General features: G+C 41.4%; 17 protein-coding genes. 14 read left to right on the forward strand and 3 right to left on the reverse strand.

The window, feature by feature from the left end; genetic code table 11:
* Positions 1-2: 2 nt before the first annotated feature.
* Positions 3-1,799 carry an asparagine synthase (glutamine-hydrolyzing) gene (gene asnB, locus H1A14_RS06910; RefSeq protein ID WP_194775477.1) on the forward strand — a complete coding sequence of 599 codons (1,797 nt, stop codon included), beginning with the start codon at positions 3-5 and terminating at the stop codon, positions 1,797-1,799.
* Entirely contained in the window at positions 1,796-3,022 is a 1,227-nt protein-coding gene (locus tag H1A14_RS06915) for a glycosyltransferase family 4 protein (RefSeq protein ID WP_194775478.1), read from the forward strand. The genes asnB and H1A14_RS06915 overlap by 4 nt, the downstream gene beginning before the upstream one ends.
* Here the strand turns inward: H1A14_RS06915 and gldB are convergent.
* Complete coding sequence (gene gldB / locus H1A14_RS06920) at positions 2,991-3,986, reverse strand: gliding motility lipoprotein GldB (RefSeq protein ID WP_449406496.1); 996 nt, start codon at positions 3,984-3,986, stop codon at positions 2,991-2,993. The genes H1A14_RS06915 and gldB overlap by 32 nt on opposite strands.
* Positions 3,987-4,476: 490 nt before the next feature.
* Here gldB and H1A14_RS06925 point away from each other — a divergent pair, with 490 nt between their 5' ends.
* From H1A14_RS06925 to H1A14_RS06950, 6 genes are all read left to right on the forward strand, one after another.
* The gene (locus H1A14_RS06925) at positions 4,477-5,862 is read left to right on the forward strand and encodes a fasciclin domain-containing protein (protein WP_194775480.1); all 1,386 of its coding nucleotides are present in this window, start codon (positions 4,477-4,479) and stop codon (positions 5,860-5,862) included.
* 85 nt (positions 5,863-5,947) lie between these two features.
* Positions 5,948-6,952, forward strand: coding sequence for a radical SAM/SPASM domain-containing protein (locus H1A14_RS06930; protein ID WP_194775481.1), 1,005 nt, complete (start codon positions 5,948-5,950; stop codon positions 6,950-6,952).
* 210 nt (positions 6,953-7,162) lie between these two features.
* A complete protein-coding gene (locus tag H1A14_RS06935) occupies positions 7,163-7,531 on the forward strand; it encodes a hypothetical protein (protein WP_194775482.1) in 369 nt (122 codons plus the stop codon).
* A 178-nt stretch (positions 7,532-7,709) separates the two neighbouring features.
* Positions 7,710-8,813: an efflux RND transporter periplasmic adaptor subunit gene (locus H1A14_RS06940; RefSeq protein WP_228527657.1), complete on the forward strand. Its 1,104-nt coding sequence runs from the start codon at positions 7,710-7,712 to the stop codon at positions 8,811-8,813.
* A gap of 15 nt (positions 8,814-8,828) precedes the next feature.
* Positions 8,829-11,975, forward strand: coding sequence for an efflux RND transporter permease subunit (locus H1A14_RS06945; RefSeq protein WP_194775483.1), 3,147 nt, complete (start codon positions 8,829-8,831; stop codon positions 11,973-11,975).
* A complete protein-coding gene (locus H1A14_RS06950) occupies positions 11,972-13,438 on the forward strand; it encodes an efflux transporter outer membrane subunit (protein WP_194775484.1) in 1,467 nt (488 codons plus the stop codon). The genes H1A14_RS06945 and H1A14_RS06950 overlap by 4 nt, the downstream gene beginning before the upstream one ends.
* 110 nt (positions 13,439-13,548) lie before the next feature.
* Here H1A14_RS06950 and H1A14_RS06955 read toward each other — a convergent pair whose 3' ends face one another.
* On the reverse strand, positions 13,549-14,460 hold the full coding sequence (locus H1A14_RS06955; protein WP_194775485.1) for a universal stress protein: 912 nt from the start codon (positions 14,458-14,460) through the stop codon (positions 13,549-13,551).
* A gap of 154 nt (positions 14,461-14,614) precedes the next feature.
* Between H1A14_RS06955 and thpR the strand changes: the two genes are divergently transcribed.
* From thpR to H1A14_RS06975, 4 genes are all read left to right on the forward strand, one after another.
* The gene (gene thpR, locus H1A14_RS06960) at positions 14,615-15,157 is read left to right on the forward strand and encodes an RNA 2',3'-cyclic phosphodiesterase (protein ID WP_194775486.1); all 543 of its coding nucleotides are present in this window, start codon (positions 14,615-14,617) and stop codon (positions 15,155-15,157) included.
* 618 nt (positions 15,158-15,775) lie between these two features.
* Entirely contained in the window at positions 15,776-18,868 is a 3,093-nt protein-coding gene (locus tag H1A14_RS06965) for a SusC/RagA family TonB-linked outer membrane protein (RefSeq protein WP_194775487.1), read from the forward strand.
* Positions 18,869-18,900: 32 nt separating this feature from the next.
* Complete coding sequence (locus H1A14_RS06970; protein WP_228527627.1) at positions 18,901-20,415, forward strand: RagB/SusD family nutrient uptake outer membrane protein; 1,515 nt, start codon at positions 18,901-18,903, stop codon at positions 20,413-20,415.
* 156 nt (positions 20,416-20,571) lie between these two features.
* Positions 20,572-21,111 (forward strand): hypothetical protein, encoded by a 540-nt coding sequence (locus H1A14_RS06975; RefSeq protein ID WP_194775489.1) that lies wholly within the window; start codon positions 20,572-20,574, stop codon positions 21,109-21,111.
* Here H1A14_RS06975 and H1A14_RS06980 read toward each other — a convergent pair.
* Positions 21,108-21,596 carry a DUF6702 family protein gene (locus tag H1A14_RS06980; RefSeq protein WP_194775490.1) on the reverse strand — a complete coding sequence of 163 codons (489 nt, stop codon included), beginning with the start codon at positions 21,594-21,596 and terminating at the stop codon, positions 21,108-21,110. The genes H1A14_RS06975 and H1A14_RS06980 overlap by 4 nt on opposite strands.
* A 93-nt stretch (positions 21,597-21,689) precedes the next feature.
* Between H1A14_RS06980 and H1A14_RS06985 the strand changes: the two genes are divergently transcribed.
* Together H1A14_RS06985 and H1A14_RS06990 are read left to right on the forward strand one after the other, a co-directional pair.
* Complete coding sequence (locus tag H1A14_RS06985) at positions 21,690-22,271, forward strand: HupE/UreJ family protein (protein WP_194775491.1); 582 nt, start codon at positions 21,690-21,692, stop codon at positions 22,269-22,271.
* Positions 22,272-22,330: 59 nt separating this feature from the next.
* Positions 22,331-24,658 carry a M1 family metallopeptidase gene (locus H1A14_RS06990; RefSeq protein WP_194775492.1) on the forward strand — a complete coding sequence of 776 codons (2,328 nt, stop codon included), beginning with the start codon at positions 22,331-22,333 and terminating at the stop codon, positions 24,656-24,658.
* Positions 24,659-24,728 lie beyond the last annotated feature (70 nt).

The following is a 24,728-nucleotide window of genomic DNA, read 5'->3' on the forward strand; positions in this document are numbered from 1 at the left end:
CCATGTGTGGTATCAATTTGGTATTGAACAACCGAGATAACGGTGAACTGGCCATCCAGCAAATGATGGAGGCTACCCGTCACCGAGGTCCTGATCAATCAGATTGGATCAAGGTGGACCAAGGAGTCTGGCTGGCTGGTAACAGGCTCAAGATTCTTGACTTAAGGGACATTGCCAACCAACCGGTTTTTTCGAAAGACGGTAAAGGGATTTTGGTATGGAACGGTGCACTATACAATTACCAAGACCTCAGGAATGAATTACTCGACCAAGGTATTGTTTTCGAGACCCAATCTGACTCGGAAGTGCTGGTAAATTGGCTGAGGGTATTTGGACAAAAGGGAGTCTCCAAGTTACAGGGTATGTTTGCTTTCGTATTTGTAGACCAAGAAGACCAAACCATTATCGTGGGTAGAGATCCCTATGGGAAAAAACCACTTTATTACTGGGAATCCGATGGAACCTGGCTCTTCTCCTCCGAAACCAAAGGTATTTTGGCCGCTGGTCTTTATAGGAAAAAGTTGGAAAGCGCTCAGTTTTTGCCTTATTTTTATTCACGGCATACTTTTCCTGAGGAAACTTTTTTTCAAAACATCTTTCAGTGGCTACCAGGAAAAGTTATGTTACTGGACTACAAAGGGGATATCCTCAATCAATTTTACCTCGAGATATTCAAAAGGCCAATTAAACTGCCAAGCCAGAACGATTTCAGGGAAATGTTAACAGATGCAGTGCTGAAACATTTTCATGCGGATGTTCCTGTTGGAATAATATTGAGTGGAGGAGTGGATAGTACGCTTTTACTGCAGACATGGATGCAGCAGACCCAAGTACCTTTACACACATTTACCATAGGATTTGAAAAGAAGTACCAAAGAAATTCCAAAGATGCCAGATATGCAAAAACGGTAGCAGAAAAGTACCATTGTGCACACCATGAAATCACAGTTACCCCTGAACTTGTCATGGAGCAATGGCAGAATTATATTGTCCATTTGGATCAACCCATTGGTGACAGTGCGGGATTTTTGACTTGGAAATTGGCCATGTCAGCCAAGCCCTATGTAAAAGTTTTGATCAGTGGGGCCGGTGCTGATGAGTTGTTTGGCGGCTATAACAGGCATAAGGCATACAAATGGTACCTAAAGCATCCCCATTTGAGCAAATTTCTAATCAGGTTTAAGAATTGGGTGCCGACTTGGTCAAGGGCTGGCAGAAAGTTTTTGGATGGATTGGATAATGATAAAATGGCGACTTACATCAATTTTTCCTCACTGTATCAAATCCCCAAATCAAAGTTAAATGCATTCTCTCATTTTTATCCAAAACAACTTCCTCCCTACAAGGCTGCCTTAGAGTGGGACAGAAGTTATTATCTGATCCACGATGTGCTTAAAATCCACGACAACGCCTGCATGAGTCATGGCATAGAAGGGAGGGCACCTTATCTGGATCAGCCTTTGGTGGAAATGAGCCTAAGCCTTTCTGAAGACCAACACCTCAACCTCGGCCCTAAAGAATGGCTAAATGGATTACTGAATGCGTCAGGGATGGAAGCCGTTACCAAACGCAAAAAAATGGGTTTTGGGTTACCATTGAAGGATTGGATGAGGGACCACCCAACGTTCAGGAAAACCATACTGGAGACGCTCCGGCGCTTCGAACAGAAGCATGGTCAGGATTTTCCAGAGGAAATGCTTAATTTGATCCAAAATGCCGAATCCCGAATCAAAACAGATTATTTGGCCATTTGGAATTTGTTTGTTTTGGGGTCTTGGTTGGAATACCACCATCTATGAAAAGGGTCATTTACATCCATCAATACTTTTTAACACCTGAGCAAGGAGGAGCGATTCGCTCTTATCATCTGGCCAAAGGGATGGTGGAAGCTGGGATAGAAGTGGAAATGATTACGGCCCATAATTCACCCGATTATGATTACCGGGTCATTGAAGGCATTAAAGTTCATTATTTACCAGTCAGGTATGAGCACGAATTTGGCTTTTTAAAACGGTCTTTCGCTTTTCTGAAATTCGTCAGGGAATCCAAAAAGTTGATAAAAAAAATTCCTAGACCTGACTTGTTGTACATCACCTCTACACCGCTGACCACCGGGATTATCGGATTATGGGCCAAAAGAAAATTTGCCTTGCCTTATATTTTTGAAGTAAGAGACCTATGGCCTGAAGCTCCGATACAAGTAGGGGTAATAAGACAGGCTTGGGTAAAAAAAAGTCTTTATCGTCTGGAAGAAAAAATCTACCAGCATGCGCTCAAAATTGTGGCCCTTTCACCTGGTATTAAAAACCACATCAAGCTTAAAGCACACCAAACGCCGGTTTACCTTGTTCCTAACTTTTCCGACACCAACTTTTTCACCCCCACAGGGAAAAGCAAAGCCTTGCTGGATAAATTTGGATTGAAGCCTGTTTTCACCATTACTTACACGGGCGCTTTAGGTAGGGTCAATGCCCTTCAGGATTTGTTGGGATTGGCTAAATCATCCCAAAAGATGGGATATTCATGCCAGTTTGTGATCATGGGAAAAGGGGCTTTGGAAAAGGAACTGAAGGCTAAATCATCAAATGAAGGATTGGACAATGTAAAATTCATTTCTTTTGGCAACAAGCAAAAAGTCAAGGAGATATTATCCCTTTCTGACATGGCCTACATTTCTTTTGAACACCTCCCAGTATTGAAAACCAACAGTCCCAACAAATTCTTTGATGCCTTGGCCATGGGATTGCCGGTACTGGTCAACCACAAAGGTTGGGTGTACGATTTGGTTTCCAAAAACGGAGTAGGCCTTTTTGCTGATCCAGCTGTCCCTGAAAAAGCCATTAAGTCCATGCAGTCCTTTATTCAGTCCCCCGGACAATTACAAGAAATGCAAAAGAAAGCAAGGGAATTGGCTGTCCATTACTTTGATAAGGAAACGGCCATTATGAAAACCCTCCATATTTTGGATCCTGCTTCCTTTAAGCCAGGTTTTAAAGACGAGGTTTATATCCTGATTGCCTGAAAATCTTATCTGCGTCCGTATCGGCCATCAACTCTTGTAGGGTGACGTTTTTATTGAAGCGATAATCATCTACAATGTTCCAGCCTAGCCACCTTCCAATTCTACCTGGTGCATCAGGACTGATGGCATCTGTAAAAGGAGCTTCGCCGGTGTATTTCCTTACATCGAATGGATTGGTGATAAACAAAAGTTCATTTTCAATAAAATGAGTCCAAATCATTTCCTCGTTGGCATAGCAGGCCATGATTTCTTCATTGGTATACCCAATGATGTATTCGTCCTTGACACAAGGGAGGATGGATTTGGTAAAGTGGTAAGCTTTCCCATAATAAATCATTTCAGCCAAAAGGGTTTTATCTTTCAGGTCACTTTTGTTAAACCGAGATGAAATGGCCATGACGATATTGGGCACTAGATAATCCTTTTGATACCTCTCTGCAATGTATTGGGGCAAATCCGTGGGCTGAAAGCGGTGGCTGGCTGGCAAAAAATAGTCCAGCCCGATGACCAGGATTTCTTCGTTGATAAAAATATCTGAACTGAATCCGCTAACGAAAGTGTATACCCTGGGAACTTTAAATTCAGGATAATAATATTTTATGTATCTAAATGCATTTTCCAGATCTCTTTCAATTTCGCTGATGTCAGAAAAATGGGTCATTACTTCTCCATATAATTCCTGAAAAGACTCGTCTGTCCGCATGTAATTAAGTTCTTCAAGCAGTTCATCCCTATTTTCATAAGCGCTTTCCTGCAAAAAGTCTCTTACAAAAACCCCATGGTCCTCCAGAAACAAATCCAGATCTTGGTCTACAGAATCAAAAAACAAGATTTCCATCCTTTCAATTTCTAAATTCAAAGGCGTCATCAGGATTTCGTCTGACAGTGTACAAGGCTTTTCTTGTTTTTTGCAGGCCGTTATGAGCAAAAGAAAGAGGAAAACGTATTTTAACATTTGATTCATGAAGTAATCTTTAGAAATCCAAAAATAACCATATTCGGGAAAGGTACACTTTTTAAGACCTTTAAATTAAAGTCAGCTTGGGCAAATGCTGGTAGGACCGTCCGGAATAATGGGCATCTTTAAACCTACTAATTGAAGAGTGGACGAATGATGTCAAGGGAATACTGAATGTTTAGGAATACCAAAGAACAGATTGAAATCAAAAGAAACCATTGATAAAGATCCTATGGCCAAGAATTTTCATCAGGATTGGTTTGAATTTTTTACTAAAATCGGTTTGGGACAAAACACTGAAAAACAACCTCATTAAACCAGTCAAAAGGAAAAAAAAATGGCTGCTTGGTAAATTTGATCAATGTTTTTGTTAATTTCGTTGCTTAAACAAGTTCGTTTGTGCTTTTTATAACTCATTTTCTTCTCGATATTTTAAACTTTAATCTTGATCCAAGGTTTATATCTAATCATTAATCAACTAAACCATCCATAGCATATGAAAAAATCAATGACCCATTTTAAAAACAAAACGTATTCCTTCGTTGCCTTGATGGGATTCGTTCTGATGACCGCTTGCCATGTGTTTGAAACCCCAACTCCGCCTACTCCACAAAATATCGTGCAGACGGCACAGGGGATAAGTGAATTTTCAATTTTGGTTCAGGCCATCCAAAGGGCTGGTTTGGCAGAAGCACTGGCAGGACCGGGACCATTTACCGTTTTTGGGCCTACCAATCAAGCTTTTGCAGATGCGGGAATTACCAGTGTGAATGACATCCCAGTAGATCAACTTGCAAGAATATTACAATATCATGTGATATCAGGTCGAAGGACAGTAAGTGAAATTCCTTCCGGTACCCTACCTACCTTGTTGGCCAATGAGTCTTTGACCTTTCAGAACAATATAGATGTGATTACCATTAATGGCTCTGCAGGTTTAGTATTGAGGAATATTGTGGCCACCAATGGTGTAATTCACGGAATAGATGAGGTTTTGATGCCCCCTGCCGCTCCAGATCCTGATCCAGAAGACAACACCCTAGTAGATGTATTGGAAGAAAATGGATTCAATACACTACTCGCTGCTGCTACAGCAGCTGGTTTAGCTGAAACTTTAAATGATGGTGGACCTTTCACGATATTTGCCCCTACTGATGCGGCCTTTACAGCATTTTTGGAGGACAATAATTTGACTGCCGAAGAAATATTGGCCTCACCCATGCTGGCTGATATTTTATCCTACCACGTAGTAGCGGGTGAAGTGCCCTCTTCTGCTGTTGAGGCAGGTTCAGTCACCAACCTGACGGATAATCCTTTCTTTGTCAGCGTGGATCCAGATGGTGGTATTTTTATCAACGGAAATGCGCAAATTACAGCAGTAGATTTGATGGCGGATAATGGAATCATTCACACCATAGATTATGTAATTACGTCTCCTACTCAGTCTATTGCAGAAATCGCGGTTGGATTTACCACTGGTGACGAGCCTCAGTTTACTCAATTGGTTGCTGCTTTGACCAGAGCTGGTTTGGTAGATGCGGTCTCTGGTGGGTTTGAAGATAACTTAACTGTTTTTGCACCTACCGATGCTGCGTTTGAAGCACTTTATGAGGCTTTGGAAGTAGACGGAGTGGATGATATTCCTTTGGAATTGTTGACTGACGTGTTGCTTTACCATGTAGTGCCTGCCAGAGCTTTCTCTCAGGACCTAAGAGAAGGTGCTGAGTTACCCACTCTATTGGAAGATCAAATCCTGACGGTTAATCTTGCTGATCTGGAAATCAATGAATCTGGGCTGATACCCGGACTGCTAAATGTACACGCCACCAATGGTGTGATTCACGTGATCGACAGTGTATTGCTACCTCCTGCTGAGGATTAAAAAGTATAAATATTCTAAATTGAAATGGCTGGGCTTTGTCCCGGCCATTTTTTTTGGTTAGGCTTTTTTGAAGTATCTTTCTTTGATGAAAAGCAAGTGGATACAAGGGTGGGCTTTTTTACAGTTTCTGACCATAGGGAAACTGTTGAATTATGGCTTGCTTTATTTAAGTTTTCACATGAGTAGGTTGATGGGAAGGCCAATGATGCTGGGAAATCCTGCCGTGCTTTCTTTCGAGCCTACTACTAGTTGTAACCTGAGGTGCCCCGAATGCCCAAGCGGTTTGCGTAGTTTCAGCAGACCTACCGGGATGTTGCAGATGAGTCATTATCAGCAAGTCATCCGCGAATCAGCGAAGCACCTCACTTTTCTTCACCTTTATTTTCAAGGAGAACCTTATCTCAATCCCTATTTTTTGGATATGGTGGCCTATGCCAACAAATTAAAAATTTATACCTCGTCATCGACCAATGCCCACTACCTAACCCAGGAAAACATCCAGAAAACCATAGACTCTGGACTTAGGCATTTGATCGTCTCAGTGGACGGTACTACGCAGGATACCTATGAGACGTACCGGATAGGAGGTAATTTCGAGAAAGTCAAGAATGGAGTCAGCGAATTGATCCGGATTCGGGATCAACATGGGGCAGTTTTCCCTCAGGTGATTCTCCAGTTTCTTGTTACCGGCAAAAATGAACACCAAATTCCAGCCATAAAAAATTTGGCCAAAGCATGGAAGGTAGATGGGTTGGAGCTGAAGACTGCCCAGATTTATGGTTATGAAAATGGTTCTGATTTGATCCCTGAAAACTTAAGGTATTCTAGGTATAAACATGTTGAAAACGGGAAATGGGCTTTAAAAAGGAAGATCAGCAATCGATGTTGGCGCATGTGGAAAGGGGCAGTGGTCACTTGGGACGGCAAAATGGTCCCTTGCTGCTTTGACAAGGATGCCAGTCATGAAATGGGAAATTTACGGCATTCCAGGCTTATGGACATATGGCGAAATGAGACCTATCAGCAATTTAGGACCCAGTTGCTCAAAGACAGAAGCCAAATCGAAATCTGTAAGAACTGCACGGAATAAAGTCAACTTTTTAAAATTCAATCATTGGCATAGCAATTGATGAGAAAATTGAATCAATCATGAAAAAGAAAGCTAAAATCTTTCAACCTTAAGAAGATCTAAAAGGAGAAATTTAAACAAAAAAGATAAGGTCTATTGGGATTCAGTCTTCATAATAAAATAATCTAAAACCTATTGATTTAATATTAAAATTTGCCTTAATTTTGTGCCATGATCGGTAACCTTCAGAACAAATTCAGTACTACTATGGGAAGTATAGCCATATTTTTGGCTTCCTTTCTTTTGGTATTGATCATTTTTGATGGTTTTGAGGGAAAAGTAGATAAGTCTGTTATTCAAGAGGTTGAGGTAGCGGAAATTGATTTTGATTATGTGGATTTCCCAACCTCCATCTCAAGACCTCTTAATACTCATTCGCAAAAGATCGATCGGGCAGAGGTGGTCAAAGTGGTAGATTCTTTATTGCTCTTTTTTCAGGTTTCTTCCTTAGAAATTCCTTTGCTAAAAGTTTACGATACCATTGTATTTAACAAACAAATTTATTTGACAGGGTATTCGGTCCTGGTCAATGCACCTTGATTTTTTCAGTCGTTTTTATTAGTAAGCTTGAATCGCTTAAATAGCCCAAAATACCCTTATCTAAGCGAATTTTAACTATTTATTTATTCAAATGAAACCTAAAGGCATTTCTATGGCTTCGGGTGCTTTCTATCGAATTGGAGGCGCTCTGATGGCTACTTTGATCCTATTTCTGTCAATGGGAGTTTTCCAATCCTGCAGTACGGGAAACAGTAAAGAAAATCAAAAGATCAGCTTGATCAATATTCCGATTTTAGAGCTGAAACCGAAATCCATCGATGTTCCAAAAACATATGTATGTGATCTTCAGGCCGTACAGTTTGTTGAAGTACTGGCTAAGGTGGAAGGCTATGTGGAGCAGATTTATGTGGATGAAGGTCAGCCTGTTAAAAAAGGTGATGTTTTATTCCAATTGACCTCTGCGGAATTCAATGAACTGGTGAATTCTGCCAATGCCAAATACATGCAGGCAAAGGCAGAGTCCAAAGCTGCCCAACTTGAAGTAGAACGGTTACAAATTCTGGTTGATAAAAACATCATTACAGCATCTGAACTTGATTTGGCCAAGTCCAAAAAGGCTGTGGCAGAATCGACCATTGCGGAAGCGGAGGCTATGCTGAAAAATGCGAGGACGGGCCTTTCTTACACCAGCATCAAAGCACCATTTGATGGGATTGTGGATCGAATACCCTATAAGAAAGGGAGTTTGGTCACAGCAGGAGATTTGTTGACCAACATCACTGACATTTCAGAAATTTTTGCTTATTACAAAGTGACAGAAAATGAATATCTGCAATATATGCGTGCAAAACTGGAAGGTGAAGCAGATGGAATGAGTGAAGAACTTAGCTTAATCTTAGCAGACGGGGAACAATATCCTTTCAAGGGTAAGCTGGAAACCATGGATGCAGATTTTGAAAAGGGAACGGGGTCTTTGGCTTTCCGAGTCAGATTTCCAAACCCCGATCAATTGATCAAACATGGTGCTACCGGAAAAATCCTAATGACTTCTGAAATGGAAAATGTATTTCTTATTCCACAAAAATCAACATTTGAAATTCAGGACTATACTTATGTTTATCTTCTCGATGAGAACAACAAAGTTCGGGTTCGAAGCTTTAGACCTATTCAGAGATTTGGTGTCTATTATGTTTCAGACGATTTTGAAGAAGGGGACAGGATACTCTATGAAGGTATTCAACAGGCCAAAGACGGGATGGAGATCGCTCCAGTTGCGGTTTCTGAATCCGAGGCATATGATTCTTTAGAAGTATTAAATTAATCCTTAGAGATAATTATGCTAGAGATTTTCATCAGAAGGCCGATACTTTCCACCGTTATTTCCGTCTTCATTACCTTGTTGGGTTTATTGGCGCTGACCTCTTTGCCCATAACACAATTCCCTGAAATCGTTCCGCCTTCTGTCACGGTAACTGCCCGGTATACAGGAGCCAACGCAGACGTTTTGGCCAAAGCCGTGGCTACCCCATTGGAGCGGGCCATTAATGGCGTTCCAGGGATGACTTACATGACCTCGGTAAATACCAATGATGGGATTACCCTGATCAATATTGTTTTTGAAGTCGGTACTGATGCAGACCAAGCTGCTGTGAATGTACAAAATAGGGTTGCCACAGTATTGGATGAATTGCCGGAAGAGGTAATTCGTGCGGGTGTTCAAGCAGAAAAAGAAGTGAATTCTATGTTGCTTTACCTAAACCTGGTAACCTCAGATACTAGCCAGGATGAAAAGTTTGTTTACAATTTTGCTGATATAAACATTTTACCTGAACTAAAACGAATAGATGGGGTGGGTTTCGCCCAAATCATGGGTTTTAAAGATTATGCCATGCGGATCTGGCTCAAACCAGACCGTTTGGTCGCCTATAACCTGTCTCCACAGGATGTGACAGAAGCTATCAGATCCCAAAATGTAGAGGCAGCACCAGGAAAATCAGGGATATCTTCCGATAGGGATCCACAGGCTATTCAATATGTATTGAAATACACTGGAAAGTTCAATCAAGAATCGGATTACGAAAACATAACTTTGAAAGCGCTGCCGGATGGCTCCCTACTCAAACTTAGAGATGTCGCTGATGTCGAGTTTGATGCTTTGGAGTACAGCATGGTCTCCATGACTGACGGCAAGCCCTCAGCCTCCATCATGATCAAACAACGACCTGGGTCCAATGCCCGGGAAGTCATTAAAAATATTAAAGACAAAATGGAAGAGTTGGAGGAATCTTCATTTCCTCCAGGAGTGAGTTACGGAGTTTCCTATGATGTTTCCCGGTTTTTGGATGCCTCCATTTTTGAGGTGATCAAAACTTTGATCGAAGCTTTCCTTTTGGTTTCTTTGGTCGTATTCATTTTTCTCCAGGATTTCCGATCTACCTTGATACCAGCGATAGCTGTTCCTGTATCTTTGATAGGCACCCTCTTTTTTATTCAATTGTTTGGCTTTTCTATCAATCTATTGACCCTGTTTGCCTTGGTACTTTCCATAGGCATTGTGGTGGATAACGCCATTGTCGTAGTAGAGGCGGTTCATGTCAAAATGCATAGGGACAGAATGAACGCGACCGATGCCACCATTGCCGCTATGAAAGAAATCGGGGGTGCCATTGTGGCCATTACTTTAGTCATGTCAGCTGTTTTTGTACCTGTAAGTTTCCTTTCTGGGCCTGTGGGAATATTTTACAGACAGTTTTCACTGACTTTGGCCATTGCCATTGTCATATCGGGAATCAATGCCCTCACCCTTTCTCCCGCACTTTGCAGTCTCTTGTTAAGGCCTTCAGATGTAGAACATAGTGGAAAAAATGGTTGGATGGACAGATTTTTTAATGGGTTCAATCAAAAATATGAGGCCCTTTCATCAAAATATGCCATGGTTTTGGACAAAGTGGCGGCAAAACAGATCTTTACTTTTGGGGTATTGATCCTTTTTCTGGCTCTCACCTATGGTGGCATAGCCATTTTGCCTACTGGATTTATTCCCAATGAAGACCAAGGAATGATTTATGTCAATGCAACCACGCCACCTGGTGCCACTGTGGAAAGAACAAGGGATGTGATGGATCAGATTCAAGCCAGTCTGTTGCCATTGGAGGAGGTAGAGTCGGTTTCCACCTTGGCAGGTTATTCCCTAATGACCGAAACGGCTGGAGCCTCCTATGGTATGGGTATGATCAATTTAGTCGGATGGAATGATCGGGATAAGGATGTAAATGAATTGATTCAAAGTTATCAGGCCAGAACGGAACATATCAAAGGTGCAGAGATCCAATTTTTTTCTCCACCACCGGTACCAGGATTTGGAAATGCCTCAGGCTTTGAATTGAGGCTTCAGGACAGAACAGGAGGTGATTTAGCTGTCATGGCACAAGTAACGGCTAAATTTGTAGAAGAACTTAATCAGAGGCAGGAGCTCAAGGAAGTATCTACTAATTTTGAGCCTAATTTCCCTCAATATGTTTTGCATGTGGACCATGATAAGGCAGCCAAACTAGGTATATCGGTAAATCAGTCTATGGAAACCCTACAAAGTTATGTGGGGAGTTATTATTCCTCTAACTTTATCAGGTACGGGCAAATGTACAAGGTTATGATTCAGGCTTCTCCGGAATTTAGGACCAATCCGGAGGGAATATTGGAAATGTATGCCAAGAATGAAAGGGGGCAAATGGTGCCATACTCCAATTTTTTATCCTTGGAGAAGGTGTTTGGCCCGGAGCAGCTGACCCGGTACAACATGTTTACTTCAGCCCTTGTCACAGGTGATGCTGCGGATGGCTTTTCTTCCGGTGATGCGATCAAAGCGGTCGAAGAAACAGCAATTAAAATCCTACCGAGGGGGTTTGACATCGATTGGTCAGGGATTACCCGCGAGCAAATCGCCTCAGGAAATCAGGCGGTTTATATTTTCTTGTTGTCACTAGTCTTTGTTTATCTTCTTTTAGCGGCTCAATATGAAAGTTACTTCTTACCTCTTCCGGTTTTACTGTCTCTCCCTGCCGGGATTTTTGGGTCGTTTTTGTTTCTCAAGCTTGCCGGGTTAGAAAACAACATTTATGCACAGGTCTCCTTGGTCATGCTGATAGGGCTTTTGGGGAAAAATGCCATTTTGATTATCGAAATTGCCATCCAAAACCGAGCAAAGGGCTTGTCCATTCTGCAAAGCGCAATCAATGGAGGTGTGGAAAGGTTAAGGCCGATTTTAATGACTTCTTTTGCTTTTATTTCAGGTTTGATTCCTCTGGCTTTTGCATCAGGAGCGGGAGCTATTGGAAATAGGACGATCGGTACAGCGGCAGCTGGAGGCATGTTAATTGGAACCCTGGTCGGGGTAATCCTTATCCCGGGTCTCTATGTTGTATTCGAAACCCTGGCTACCAAGTTCAAAAGAAAGGCTGACGAATCTCAAAAAGTGAAAGCATGATCGCTAAAATAAAAAATAAGCTTCCAATTTGTGTCTTGTCGATTTGGGTTTTTGCGGTTGCTTGTCAAGTTCCCAAAAATACCCTCATTCAAGCATCTGAAATACCTCTGGAATTCGAGCAATCTCAGATTCCAAGTCAGCCTTCGGCTGCACTGCTCAATTGGGACATGTTCTTTGAGGACGAAAATCTCAAAAAATTGGTCCGTATAGGGTTAGATAAAAACCAAGACAACTTAAAAGCATTGCAGAGCATTAACTTGGCAAGGGCTCAATTATCTATGGCCAAAGGCGGACTATTACCAACGGTAAGTGGGATAGCCGGAGCATCCACCAGGAAATTCGGGGAATATACCATGGATGGTATAGGAAATGCAGATTCCAATCTTTCCCCCACAGTTCCTGAAGACAAAAAAATTCCTGATCCCTATAGAGATTTCTTTATTGGTGCAGATTTTCAATGGGAAATCGATGTGTGGGGGAAATTAAGAAACCGAAAATTGGCTGCCGCCAAAAGATACCTTGCTTCTGAAGAAATGGCTAACAATATCAAGACTTGGTTGATTGCTGAAATAGCCATGGGATATTACCAGCTCATTGGTTTGGACGAAGAACTTCGGATTCTGAATGATAACATCAGGTTACAGGAATTGGCAGTCAATCTATCTAAAGACCTTAAGTTTTCAGGAAAAGAAACCCAGCTTGCAGTGGATCAATTTGAGGCCCTGATGCTCAATTCTAAGGCATTGGCAGTCGAAAAAAAGAGGGAAATCAGAACTATTGAGCTTTACTTAAGTACTTTATTGGGAACATTTGTAGATGAGATCCAACGGTTAAAGATGGAGGAGGCTTTTCAAGATCCAGAATTGCTGGAATTGGGACTACCCTCTGATTTATTGATTTACCGCCCAGATATAAGGATGGCCGAACAAAATTTATTGGCCACAAGTGCGGACATCAATGCCGCTAGAGCTGCATTTTTTCCTTCCTTCAATCTTATGGGAATGGCAGGTTTCAATGCATTTGATTTCAGCAGGCTATTCCTTACTCCAGGATCCACAGTCTATCAAATTGGAGCGGGGTTGATGGCACCGGTTTTTCACAGGAATCAGATCCGAGCGGAATTTGAAGGTGCCAAGGCTTCTCAAAAAATTGCTTTGTTGGATTATGAGCAGACCGTGCTAAAAAGTTATCTGGAGATTTTGCAGTGGGTAAATGATTTCAAAATGTATGATGAGCAGTTGCAGCTAAAAATTTATGAAGTGGAAGTACAAAAAAGGTCTGTGGATAATTCCAATACCTTGTTTTCAGTTGGGTATGCAAATTATCTTGAAGTGCTTAATGCCCAAAGCAGAGCCCTTCAAGCTGAGATTGAGTTAGTAGAAATCAAAACCAATCAGCTGCAATCGCAGGTCAAACTTTACCGTGCTTTGGGTGGCGGATGGATTGAAAAGGGAGAAGGTTGAGGATAAGTTGACTCGAAGGAATGTTTATTGCAATTACTATGGATGCTGCTTAAAGGTGATAGATATAGATAATGGGTGGATGTTAGGAAATTGACTTTACTAATAACCGTTTACAACTTCATCAGTGCCTCAAAGAAGCCCATGGTCTCCCCTTTCTTTTTGAAAATGACCATAGGGGTCAGATTATTGATTTCAATCAGTTTTTCCGCCATACTGCCCAATAGCACAGCCGCAGAATCCGTTCTTCCCCTGCTGCCCATGATGATAAGGTCGTTTTTATGCTCTTTGGCAAGTTTGAGGATAAAACGGGCCACATTACCATTTTCTTTCAATAAAAATTCACACGGATATTCCGGAAGTTTATTTTTTTGAATGAATCTGTGGTATTCCTTTTCTGCATTCCCTTTCATGATTTTCGCAAATTCTTCGAAGCTTTTGCCTGTCTTGTGGTAGCCGATCGGTACTTCATAGATGTGGATACATTGTACAGTGCCATTCAGTTTGTTTGCTATATGCTGGGCAAATTCAAGCGTCAATTTGGTGTAGGTGGAAAAGTCTATGGGTACCAGAATCTTTTCAGGTGCTTTGGCGGGCGCCTTTTCAGTAAGAAAGATTACTGAACAGGGGGCTTTTCTAGCCAGACTTTTGGACAAGGATCCACTGCCTTCCAAGCTTTCCTTTCTTCCGACCACCATAAAATCAACATCCTTGATTTTGGCCCACCGTAATATGGTATCTACGGAATTGCCTTCCTTTACACTGACCTCCCAGCTGACATTTGTAGGGATATCATGCTTGGCGATTTTACTGGAAAGGTCTTTACGAATGGCTTCATCCACCGGTGCCATCAAGTCAGGATAGGCCTCTGTGATTTCCTTGGGCAAAGTGAGGTCGCTGGCCACATGGACAAAATAAATGTTGGAAATATCAATGATTGGGGCGAGAGCCACAATTTTTTGGATAAGAATTTCATCCATTTCAGTCAGGTCAAGGCCTACCATCACTTTAAAAGTTTTTGCCATGTCGTTTTTCTGGATTTTTACCTCAAGTTACTTTTTTTAGACTTGCTTTGAAATAAATTCAAGAATATTCTTTTGTAACCAACATGGTTTTAAAATGACCAATACTTTTTTATTAAATGAATTATTTCTGAATTTTGACCTGTAGATGCCAAAAATGCCTGCCAAATATTTTATCGCTGTGGTGCCCGAAGCGGAAATTCGTGAAGCTGTAAACCGCATCAAATTGGAAATCAGGGAGAAATTCAATGCCAAGTATGCATTAAACTCCCCACCACATATCACCTTAAAGATGCCCTTTACATGGGATGAGAGAAGAGAGCAAAAGCTAATGGTTACCCTGGAGCAATTTTTTGTAGATAAGCCTGCCTTTGAACTGGTTTTGGAAGGGGTGGGACATTTTGGCAATCGGGTTGTTTACTTAAGTGTGAAAAATGAACCTCAATTGATAAGTCTACAAAAGGAGGTGTCCCATATATGTAAGACAAAATTATTGCTCAATAGAGAAATGAGCGATCAAATTTTTAAGCCACACATGACAGTAGCATACAGGGATTTAAAAACCAGGGACTTTCAACCTGTCTTGGAAATGGTAAAAGATATGGAATATTCTACGTCAATGTGGGTGAACAAAATTACACTTCTTAAAAGAAAGGAACGCATTTGGGAGATTTGGAAAACATTTAAATTGAGTGGGTAAAATGATCATTAATTTTTCTTATCATTGTATTTCAAAAATATGCTTTTTAATTTCTTGCTGAATATAAAAATAATGCGCTAAAAATGGGATTTTTTCATCTAATTTATTTGGTTTCTATATTTTTCAAATTTTTAATTTTTAATTCCGTTTCAATTTAGACCCAGATTAGATTATTTTTTTCATTAAATTTTCATTTTTTTTTACTTCGATGGATCTTCTTAAAACTAATTGATTGCATCTTCTCTCCTTCAATTTAAAGGATATAATTTGGGAAATGGCTAATCTGGGTAATTTGAAAATAAATAATTTTTAAATTTTCAGTAAAAACTTTTTTTTTATTAAGCGATCTTAATTACGGTTTCAAAATAAAATAAGGTTTAGAATCAATTTACTTTAATTGAATTAAAATAAATTAAGAAATATCGAAGAAATGGGTTAATTATTTACCGTATTTAAAATTAAGTACCAAAAAATGGTCAAACAGGCTTCTGAATTTAACCAAACCCATTTATTTGCCTTCAAAAATGGTTTCCCTTTTATTCAATTACCTTGCTTTTATTAATAAAAGTAGTCATAATTGCATTATTAATACTGTTAAAAAAACTTAAAGACAAACGTATGAAGAAAGTTTTACTAGGCTTTGCGTTGACACTGATCACGGTTTTTTCCGTAGTGGCGCAAAGTAGGACTGTAACTGGACGCGTCACATCCACTGATGAACCGGATGGCGTACCAGGTGTCAATGTCCAGGTTAAAGGATCGACAGTCGGTGCCATCACTGACTTAGACGGAACGTATTCGGTCAATGTACCGGATGGCTCCACTGCTTTGGTATTTAGCTTTGTGGGATACTTAACCCAGGAAGTTGCCATCGGAAACCGTACAGTAGTAGATGTACTATTGGCACCTGATGTCAAGACCCTCAGCGAAGTGGTAGTAGTTGGGTATGGAACACAAGAAAGAAGAGAGGTGACTGGTTCAGTTACTTCTATTGACAATGCCGCCATTGAAAACTTGGTGACACCTTCCTTTGAATCTCAATTGGCAGGTAGGGCACCAGGTGTTCAGATTACCACGCCAAGTGGTATTTTGGGTGCTAGGCCTATCATCAGAATTAGGGGCGTCAATTCACTTTCAGGAGGAGCGAACCCTTTGATCGTAATTGATGGTGTGCCTTTGGTAGACAGTGATCGTTCAAGTGTAAATGCATCCAACCCTCTTGCAAACATCAACCCGGCTGACATTGAGTCATTCGAGGTTTTGAAGGATGGATCAGCTACGGCGATTTTTGGTTCCAGAGCTGCAAACGGTGTAATTTTGATAACAACCAAAAGAGGTTCCACCGGAAAAGCTCAGGTTTCTTACAACGTCAGCATGGGTGTCAATGAGGAAGTCAATAGGTTCCAGGTTTTGAATGGTGACCAATTCGTAACCATTGCCAACGAAAAGGTAACCAACGCAGGAGGTACCGGAAATGCAGTACAATCTGGAGTCAACACCAACTGGCAGGATTTTATATTCAGAAATGGTTTTGCCCAACAACACAACCTTTCAATCAGAGGTGGATCTGAGGCAACCAAATATTTCTTTTCCATCGGTTTTACCGATCAGGAATCTGCGATTATAGCCAATGACTTAAAGAGATATTCTTTTAGAGCTAATATTGACCATGACATTTCAAGAAGAGTAAGAATTGGAGCAACCACCGCTTATTCTTATACTGAAATCAATGGCTTGAACAACGGTGCAAATTCCCTTTCGGGTGCAGTTTACAATGCAACCAGAAACCTCCCAAATGTGCCCATTTTTGATTCTGAGAATACAGCATTTGATGGATTCAATGTACAGCCTGATGGAAGTACAACTGGATTTGCTCCGAATTTGGTAGGTCCTGATAACAACATTCCCAATGTAGCCTTTGCCTTGACCAATAACATTTACAGAAACAGGGTACATAGAATTAATGGTGCCACATTTGCTGAATTGGATATTGTCGAAGGTTTAACTGCAAGATCTCAAATTGGAATTGACTTAACACTCAATGATGATTTTCAGTCTCTCGATCCAAGACACGGAGATGGAAGAGGTTCAAATGGGTTTGTTTTTATGCAAATGGCCCCTGTTTTCAGATGGAACTGGACCAATACGCTGAATTATCAAAAAATTGTAGCAGAGGACCATACATTCAACGTAACACTAGGTACTGAGTACCAGTATACCAATTTCTATAACTTCTCTGCTCAAGGCACTGATTTCTCCGACAGGTTCTATATCCAAAGAAACCTAATTTCTGGTTCTTACAACAATCAGTTTTCTGGGGGAGGATTCTCAGATATCGGATTTGATTCCTATTTCGGAAGGGTAAATTATAGCTACAGAGGCAAATATTTGGCTACAGTAACGGCAAGAAATGACGGGATGTCTCAATTGCCAGCCGACAACAGAAGAGGTTGGTTCTTTGGAGGTTCCGTTGGATGGAGGATATCTGACGAAAACTTTTTTAACAGCTCTGTAATTTCTGATATGAAAATCAGGACATCTTACGCGGAAGTAGGAAATACGGAAATCCTTGATGGACAAGCCTTTCCCTACGCTGGGGGTTTTGGCCCGGTATTGGGCGGTGCAGGAGCTGGTATTGGGTATAGCAACGTGGCCAACAATGCCCTAGGCTGGGAAAGGTCCGCTAAGTTTAACATAGGTTTAGATATGACCGTAGGTCAGGTTACCTTGATGTTGGATTACTTTACCAATGATGTGACTGACCTTGTATTGAATGCGCCAACTGCTTCCTCTTTGGGTGTACCTGGAAATAGCATTTCACAAAACATAGGATCATTGATCAATAGAGGTTTTGAGTTAAGAGCACTTGCTAAAGTCATGGAGAGAGGCAACTTTATTTGGAATACCGACTTTAACTTCTCTTTCATTACCAACGAAGTCACCAATTTGATCAGCCCGATTACCGGTACTTACAATAGAACCGAAGAAGGCAGGCCAATGGCTGAATTATATGGGTTTACCTGGATGGGTGTCAATGCTGCCAATGGTAATCCGCTTTATTTGAGAAATGATGATGTTATCCAGTATAATTTACAACAAGGTGCATTAGGCTGGAGAACCTACGATGCCAATAATCCTGGTGACGTTTCTACGGCTGCTGCAGGAGGACCTACCCAAGATTTCTTAGGAAATACGCTTCCAAAATGGTATGGTGGATGGACTAATAACTTTTCTTATAATAACTTCGACTTAGAAATCTTCTTGAGATACAGTGGAGGGAACTTCATCATGAATGAATCTTACAGAGGCCTTTTAGGACAGGGATTCTCCAATAACCACGTAGATATCCTCAACAGATGGACAGAAAGTGGACAGACCACTGACATTCCAAGATTGTATTCTGGTCAGGATCAAAACATGTGGCAAACCTCCGCTTCCAACTCAAGATTTGTGGAAAAAGGGGATTTTGTAAGGGTTCAAAACATTGTTTTGGGTTATAGATTGCCTTCCCAGTGGTTAAGTTCCACTTTCAACGGAGCCATCTCAACTGCAAGGTTCTTTGCTCAAGTTCAGAATCCATTTATTTTCACAGGATATACCGGACTTGATCCAGAACTTAATCAGTTCCAAGGTCAGCTAAGCTTTGGTGTAGACTGGAATGTGGCGCCGATCATCAGAACATGGTCTTTGGGTCTAAATGTCGGTTTCTAATTTACAGCACTTTAAAAAAAGTAGAAATGAAAATGAAAATTTCAACAAAAATAAAAGCCGGGTTGACGGGATTTGCCTTTATGTGGGCAAGCTCTTGCGACGTTATTGATACGCTTCCTGCCACCATCATTCCAGATGCGGAGGCATTTGCTACCGCTGCCCGGATAGAATCGATTGTATTCGGTGTTTATGAGGCCGCTCAACGAGGGTTCTTTAATGGCTCTTCAGTAAATGGTAGAGGGTACCCTTTTGGTGCAGCCACTGTTCAGCAAGGTGATATGAGAGGTGAGGACATGTACAATGATCAATTGTTCTATGAAATCACCTATACTGGAACCTACAATCCCAATACTGCGAACAACAACAACATGTGGAGTTCACTGTACAGGGTGATTAACAGGGCTAACATTACTTTAGAAGGTTTAGAGCCTGCGCTTTCTGAGGGAGTTCTTACCCAAGATCAAAGAAACCGTTACAGAGGGGAGATGCTTTTTATGAGGGCATTGTCTCATCATGAGGTATTGATCCACTTTGCAAGACCCTACACTGATGATCCAGGTTCTATGGGTATCCCATACCGTATCTTCCCTATAAATGATGTTCCTTTAGTAACAGAAGGTGAAGCAGTGGGTAGAACCACAGTAGGTGAAGATTATGCACAGTTAATAGCTGATCTTGATGAAGCGGAACAATTGCTTCCAGAAGGTGGAGGAATGGCTAGGGCCAATAAAGGTGCTGCAATAGGCTTAAAAATCAGAGTAAAGCAGCATATGGGTGATTGGCAGGGTGTTTTAACCGAATTTGCTAAAGTTACAGGATATGCTGTTACAGCCAATCCAGCTGCTCCATTTAGAGGGACATCAACTGACAACATCTTTTCTTTTATCAATTCAGCTGAATCAAACGGAACTGTGAACGGTGCTTTGCCTGCGATGTATGGCAATCCTGCTGATGGAGGAAGGGGACTTGTTAAAGTAAGTCCTTTGATCTGGAGATCAAACTTCTGGCATCCCGAAGATACTAGAAGGGAACTCTTGACCTCAAGAAATGCTGCTGGTATCTATTCGGCAAAATACATTGATCCGATAACAAGGGCAGATCCTACCCCAATATTGAGGTATTCTGAATTGGTCTTGACTGCCGCAGAAGCCAATGCCAGATTAGGTAACTTGGATGTAGCAGTGACTTTACTGAATTCGGTGAGAGATAGGGCCCTTCCAGCAAGTGTTCCTTCCTTTACCGCAGCTGGATTAGGTGGACAGGAAGGTGTCTTAACCGCCATCTTCAACGAGAAAAGAATAGAGTTTCTTGGTGAAGGCAGAAGATGGCCGGATATTCACCGGCTTTCTGGTGAAGGAAGAATGGACGGAGTACCTGCAAAAGCATCGTCTCGACAGATTGGAAACCTAGATTTCTATACAACAGACAGAGTTATTCCAACAGACCATGCCATTGCATACAGTTCAAATGCTTTCATTTGGCCTATTCCTTTGGAGGAGATACTGACTAACGCTACTGCACCGATTCCGCAGAACCCAGGTTATTGATTTTAATCACTTGATATACAGAAAGGCTGCCTATTTATAGGTGGCCTTTTTTCATTCAGCGCAACCTTACCTTGTTAGTTTCAGTATATGAGGTATATGAAAAAGCTTTTTGTTTATCCGCTGTTACTTCTGGTTTTTGGTTGTGCTACTGTAAACATGAATTCCCAAAAACTTACGGAAGAGAAAAATTTCTACAACAGGTACCTTGTGGTTTTTGTGGAATCACAAGATGATTTTAGGCGATGGGACTTTGACAACTATGAACATGTCATCATGAATCAATTCAATCACCTGGAAAACATCCGCTTTAGGGGGCAGCTATTCAGGTCTTTGAAAAGAAATCTTGCACCAGCTGTGGTATTGGATACCGATGAGCTTTTCCCTGTGCACAATGAGGTGTCTTACATGGAATTTAAAGACGCCATCGAACAATCAGGGGTGGATGCCATTCTGTTTGTTCATCTGAAAACATATTATGAGGTTTTTCTGGGAAGTACCTCTGAACCTAGGGCTGTGGTCAATTCTTTCCTGATTGAAACCAAAAACTATGAAAACGTTTGGGTTTCCAATGCTTTTCTGAGGGGAGAACTGTATGCCGGATATGATGTATTGAACAACCACTACGCCAGGAAAATTAGCAAAGCACTTCGTCAAGAAGGCCTATTGCTTCCCAATCCTACCACAGCGAGATATTAAAAATTCAAGGAGCCTGTTTCCTTTCTTTTATCAAGAAGCAGGCTCTTTGGTTTTTCATCCATGTAAAAATTCACAATGTTTTGCTGGTCTTCAAATTGAGAAAAAAGTAAAGTGTTGGTGATTTGAACCGATTTGGGTTTGGCTATCTTTTTTGCTTCAAGGTAAAACCACGCTGCATCTTCCTCCACCTCATGGCCTAAGTACATTAGCTGGACTTTTTTTCCGTTAATATGGATTTGGTTATGTGCAGTGAGGTAATCCTCCAGCAGTGCTTCCAACTGATCTGGATCATCTGGATTCAGAAAGTCGACTTTTTTATCGTATGTTTTTGCCAAAGCCACTTCAAGATCATCCCAAAAGATTCGCTGGGCAATTTCCACGCTTTTAGCTTCTGGATTGTACCTAATATCCGTCAAGCTGATATAAAAGGGGTGAAAAAAGGCCACATATCCCCAAACTAGGGTAAACATGTAATATTGATGCATTTGTTCAGATCTATTGTATATTTTGTGCAAATTATACATTAATATTGCAATCCCGAAAATGCAATGGGACCTTTTGATAACTAAACTTCCTATATGAGTCAATTTCAACTCTATTTTCAATTAGGTATTCAGCATATTCTTGATTTAAAAGGTTTTGATCACATTTTGTTTGTGATCGTATTGTGCGCCATCTACCTAAGCAGAGATTGGAAAAAAATTCTGATTTTGGTCACCGCATTTACCATTGGACATTCCATCACTTTGGCGCTTGCTACTTTTAAGTTACTCAATCTGAACAGCAACCTCATTGAATTTCTTATCCCAGTGACCATCGCCATTACCGCTTTGGTCAATATCATTAAACCAAAGCCATCCGGTTCCGGGGGCCTTCAGATCAATTACCTATTTGCCCTTTTCTTTGGGTTGATACATGGACTGGGCTTCAGCAACTACCTGCGGTCTTTACTTGGAAGGGAACGATCAATTTTAGAACCTCTCTTGGCGTTTAATGTGGGATTGGAAGTGGGGCAGTTGGTGGTCGTGGCGGTTTTCCTTTTAATTTCATCAGTATTGGTTGGGATCATGGGAATCAACCGCAAAGAATGGACCTTAGTCGTTTCGGCAATTGTTCTAGGCATGTCCCTAATGATGATGATCGACGCCAAATTCTGGTAAAGAGGCCAAAACAATTTATACATAACTTAATTATGAATTAGTTAATACAATATAAAATCATGAAGCAACTTATATTAGGTCTAGGCTTGGTCATGTTGGTGGCCTTTTCAGTTACGGCACAGAGAACAGAGCAAAACCACGGTGAGCGTTTTGAACAATTGGGGCCCATGTTGCGGTCTCCCAATGTGTATCGTACCGCATCAGGTGCCCCTGGTCACCTGTATTGGCAACAAAAAGCCAATCATGAAATTGAGGTCGAACTTAATGACGACAACCAATCCATTACTGGTAGCCAAAAAGTGACCTATATCAACAATTCCCCGGATCCGCTGTCTTACCTATGGATTCAATTGGACCAAAATGAACGGGCGAAAGATTCCAATACGCCTAAAATTGCCGAAAGTAAAATTAATCCCCGCATGTCTTTGCGGCAACTGGAGTCGATTCTTTGGCATGACCAGGACTTGGGATATACCATTCATTCGGTCAAGGGATTAAATGGGCAAGCAATTCCGGTGACCATCAATCAGACCATGATGCGGGTAGATTTACCCCAGCCACTGCCTTCAGGGGAATCCTTTGAATTCACCGTGGATTGGAGTTTTAACATCCATGACCGGATGAGTTTTATCGGGGGTAGGCCTGGCTATGAATTTTTCGAGCAAGATGGCAATTACCTCTATACCATGGCCGAGTGGTTTCCAAGAATGGCCGTTTATTCAGATTTTGAGGGATGGCAAAACAAGCAATTTGTAGGAAGAGGAGAGTTTGCGCTAACTTTTGGAGATTATAAAGTTAAAATTACAGTGCCAGCAGATCACATGGTGGGAGCCACAGGAGTATTGCAAAACCCCGAGGAGGTGCTCAGTGCCAACGAATTGGAAAGGTGGAATCGAGCCAAACAGACCTTCGACAAGCCAGTGATTATCCGTACACAAGCAGAAGCTGAGCGTTTGGAGAAAGGTAGGGCTCGAGACAAGAAAACCTGGGTTTTTCATGCGGAGAACGTGAGGGATTTTGCCTGGACTTCTTCCAGAAAATTCATTTGGGACGCCATGGCCGTGAAGCAGGGGGGTAATGAAGTAATGGCCATGTCTTACTATGCCAAGGAGGCCAACCCACTGTGGGAACAGTATTCTACCAGAGTCGTGGCCCATACCCTCAAATCCTATTCTTCCAGAACCTTTGATTATCCTTATCCGGTAGCCATTTCGGTAGAAGCCACCAATGGCATGGAATATCCCATGATCTGTTTCAATTATGGAAGACCTGATGCTGACGGGACTTATTCCGATGCTGTAAAGTACGGGATGATATCCGTGATCATTCACGAAGTGGGTCACAATTATTTCCCTATGATCGTCAATTCAGACGAGCGGCAATGGACTTGGATGGACGAGGGTCTGAACACCTTCCTTCAATTCCTGGCTGAACAGGAGTGGGACCGCGACTATCCTTCAAGACGGGGTCCAGCCCATAAAATAGTCCCTTACATGAAAAGTGAAAAACACTTGCTGGAACCGATCATGACCAATTCAGAAAACATCATTCAATTTGGCCCCAATGCTTATGCAAAACCTGCGACGGCACTCAATGTTCTAAGGGAAACCATCATGGGCAGGGAGCTTTTTGATTTTGCTTTCAAAGAATATGCCCAAAGATGGATGTTCAAACATCCCACCCCTGAGGATTTCTTCCGTACGATGGAAGATGCTTCAGCGGTTGACTTGGACTGGTTTTGGAGAGGCTGGTTCTATGGAACTGAAGCCGTGGATATAGCTATCCAAGAAGTCAACTGGTACAAGCTTGATAACCGAACCGCGGCTCAAAAAAAGGCTGATGACAAAGCTGCATTTGACATAGAGGAGGATTTTATTACCAAATCCAGGAACAAACAGGATGTCCCCCAAACGGTAGTAGAGACAGACCCTGCTACCAGAGACTTTTATAATAGCTATAATCCCTTTTCGGTAACTCCTGAAGATGAAAAAGCTTACCGTGATTTTATGGCAGGTTTGAGCACAAAAGAAAAAGAACTGCTTAATTCCGGATTGAATTTTTATGAAATAACTTTTGAGAATGTAGGGGGATTGGTCATGCCATTGATTTTGGAGTTCAACTATACAGATGGTACCTCAGAGGTAGAAAGAATCCCTGCGGAAATCTGGCGTTTAAATGAAACCTCAGTAACCAAAGTATTTGCAAAGAAAAATGAAATCAGCCACATTGTTTTGGATCCATTCAGGGAAACAGCCGACATTGATGAAAGCAACAATTCCTGGCCTAGACAATATGCTCCCAATCGATTTGAATTATTTCAACAAAGGGGAGGGGTGAGAGGAGCTTCTCAGGGAGAGAATCCCATGAAAAAAGCAAGAAAAAAATAAGTTGAAAAGCAAAAGAGGCTGGTCAGTGGAGATCAGCCTTTTTTTGTATTTAAAAAAAATGATTTCCACC

The sequence above is a fragment of the Pararhodonellum marinum genome (genome assembly GCF_015354735.1).
Classification (GTDB): Bacteria; Bacteroidota; Bacteroidia; order Cytophagales; family Cyclobacteriaceae; genus Pararhodonellum; species Pararhodonellum marinum.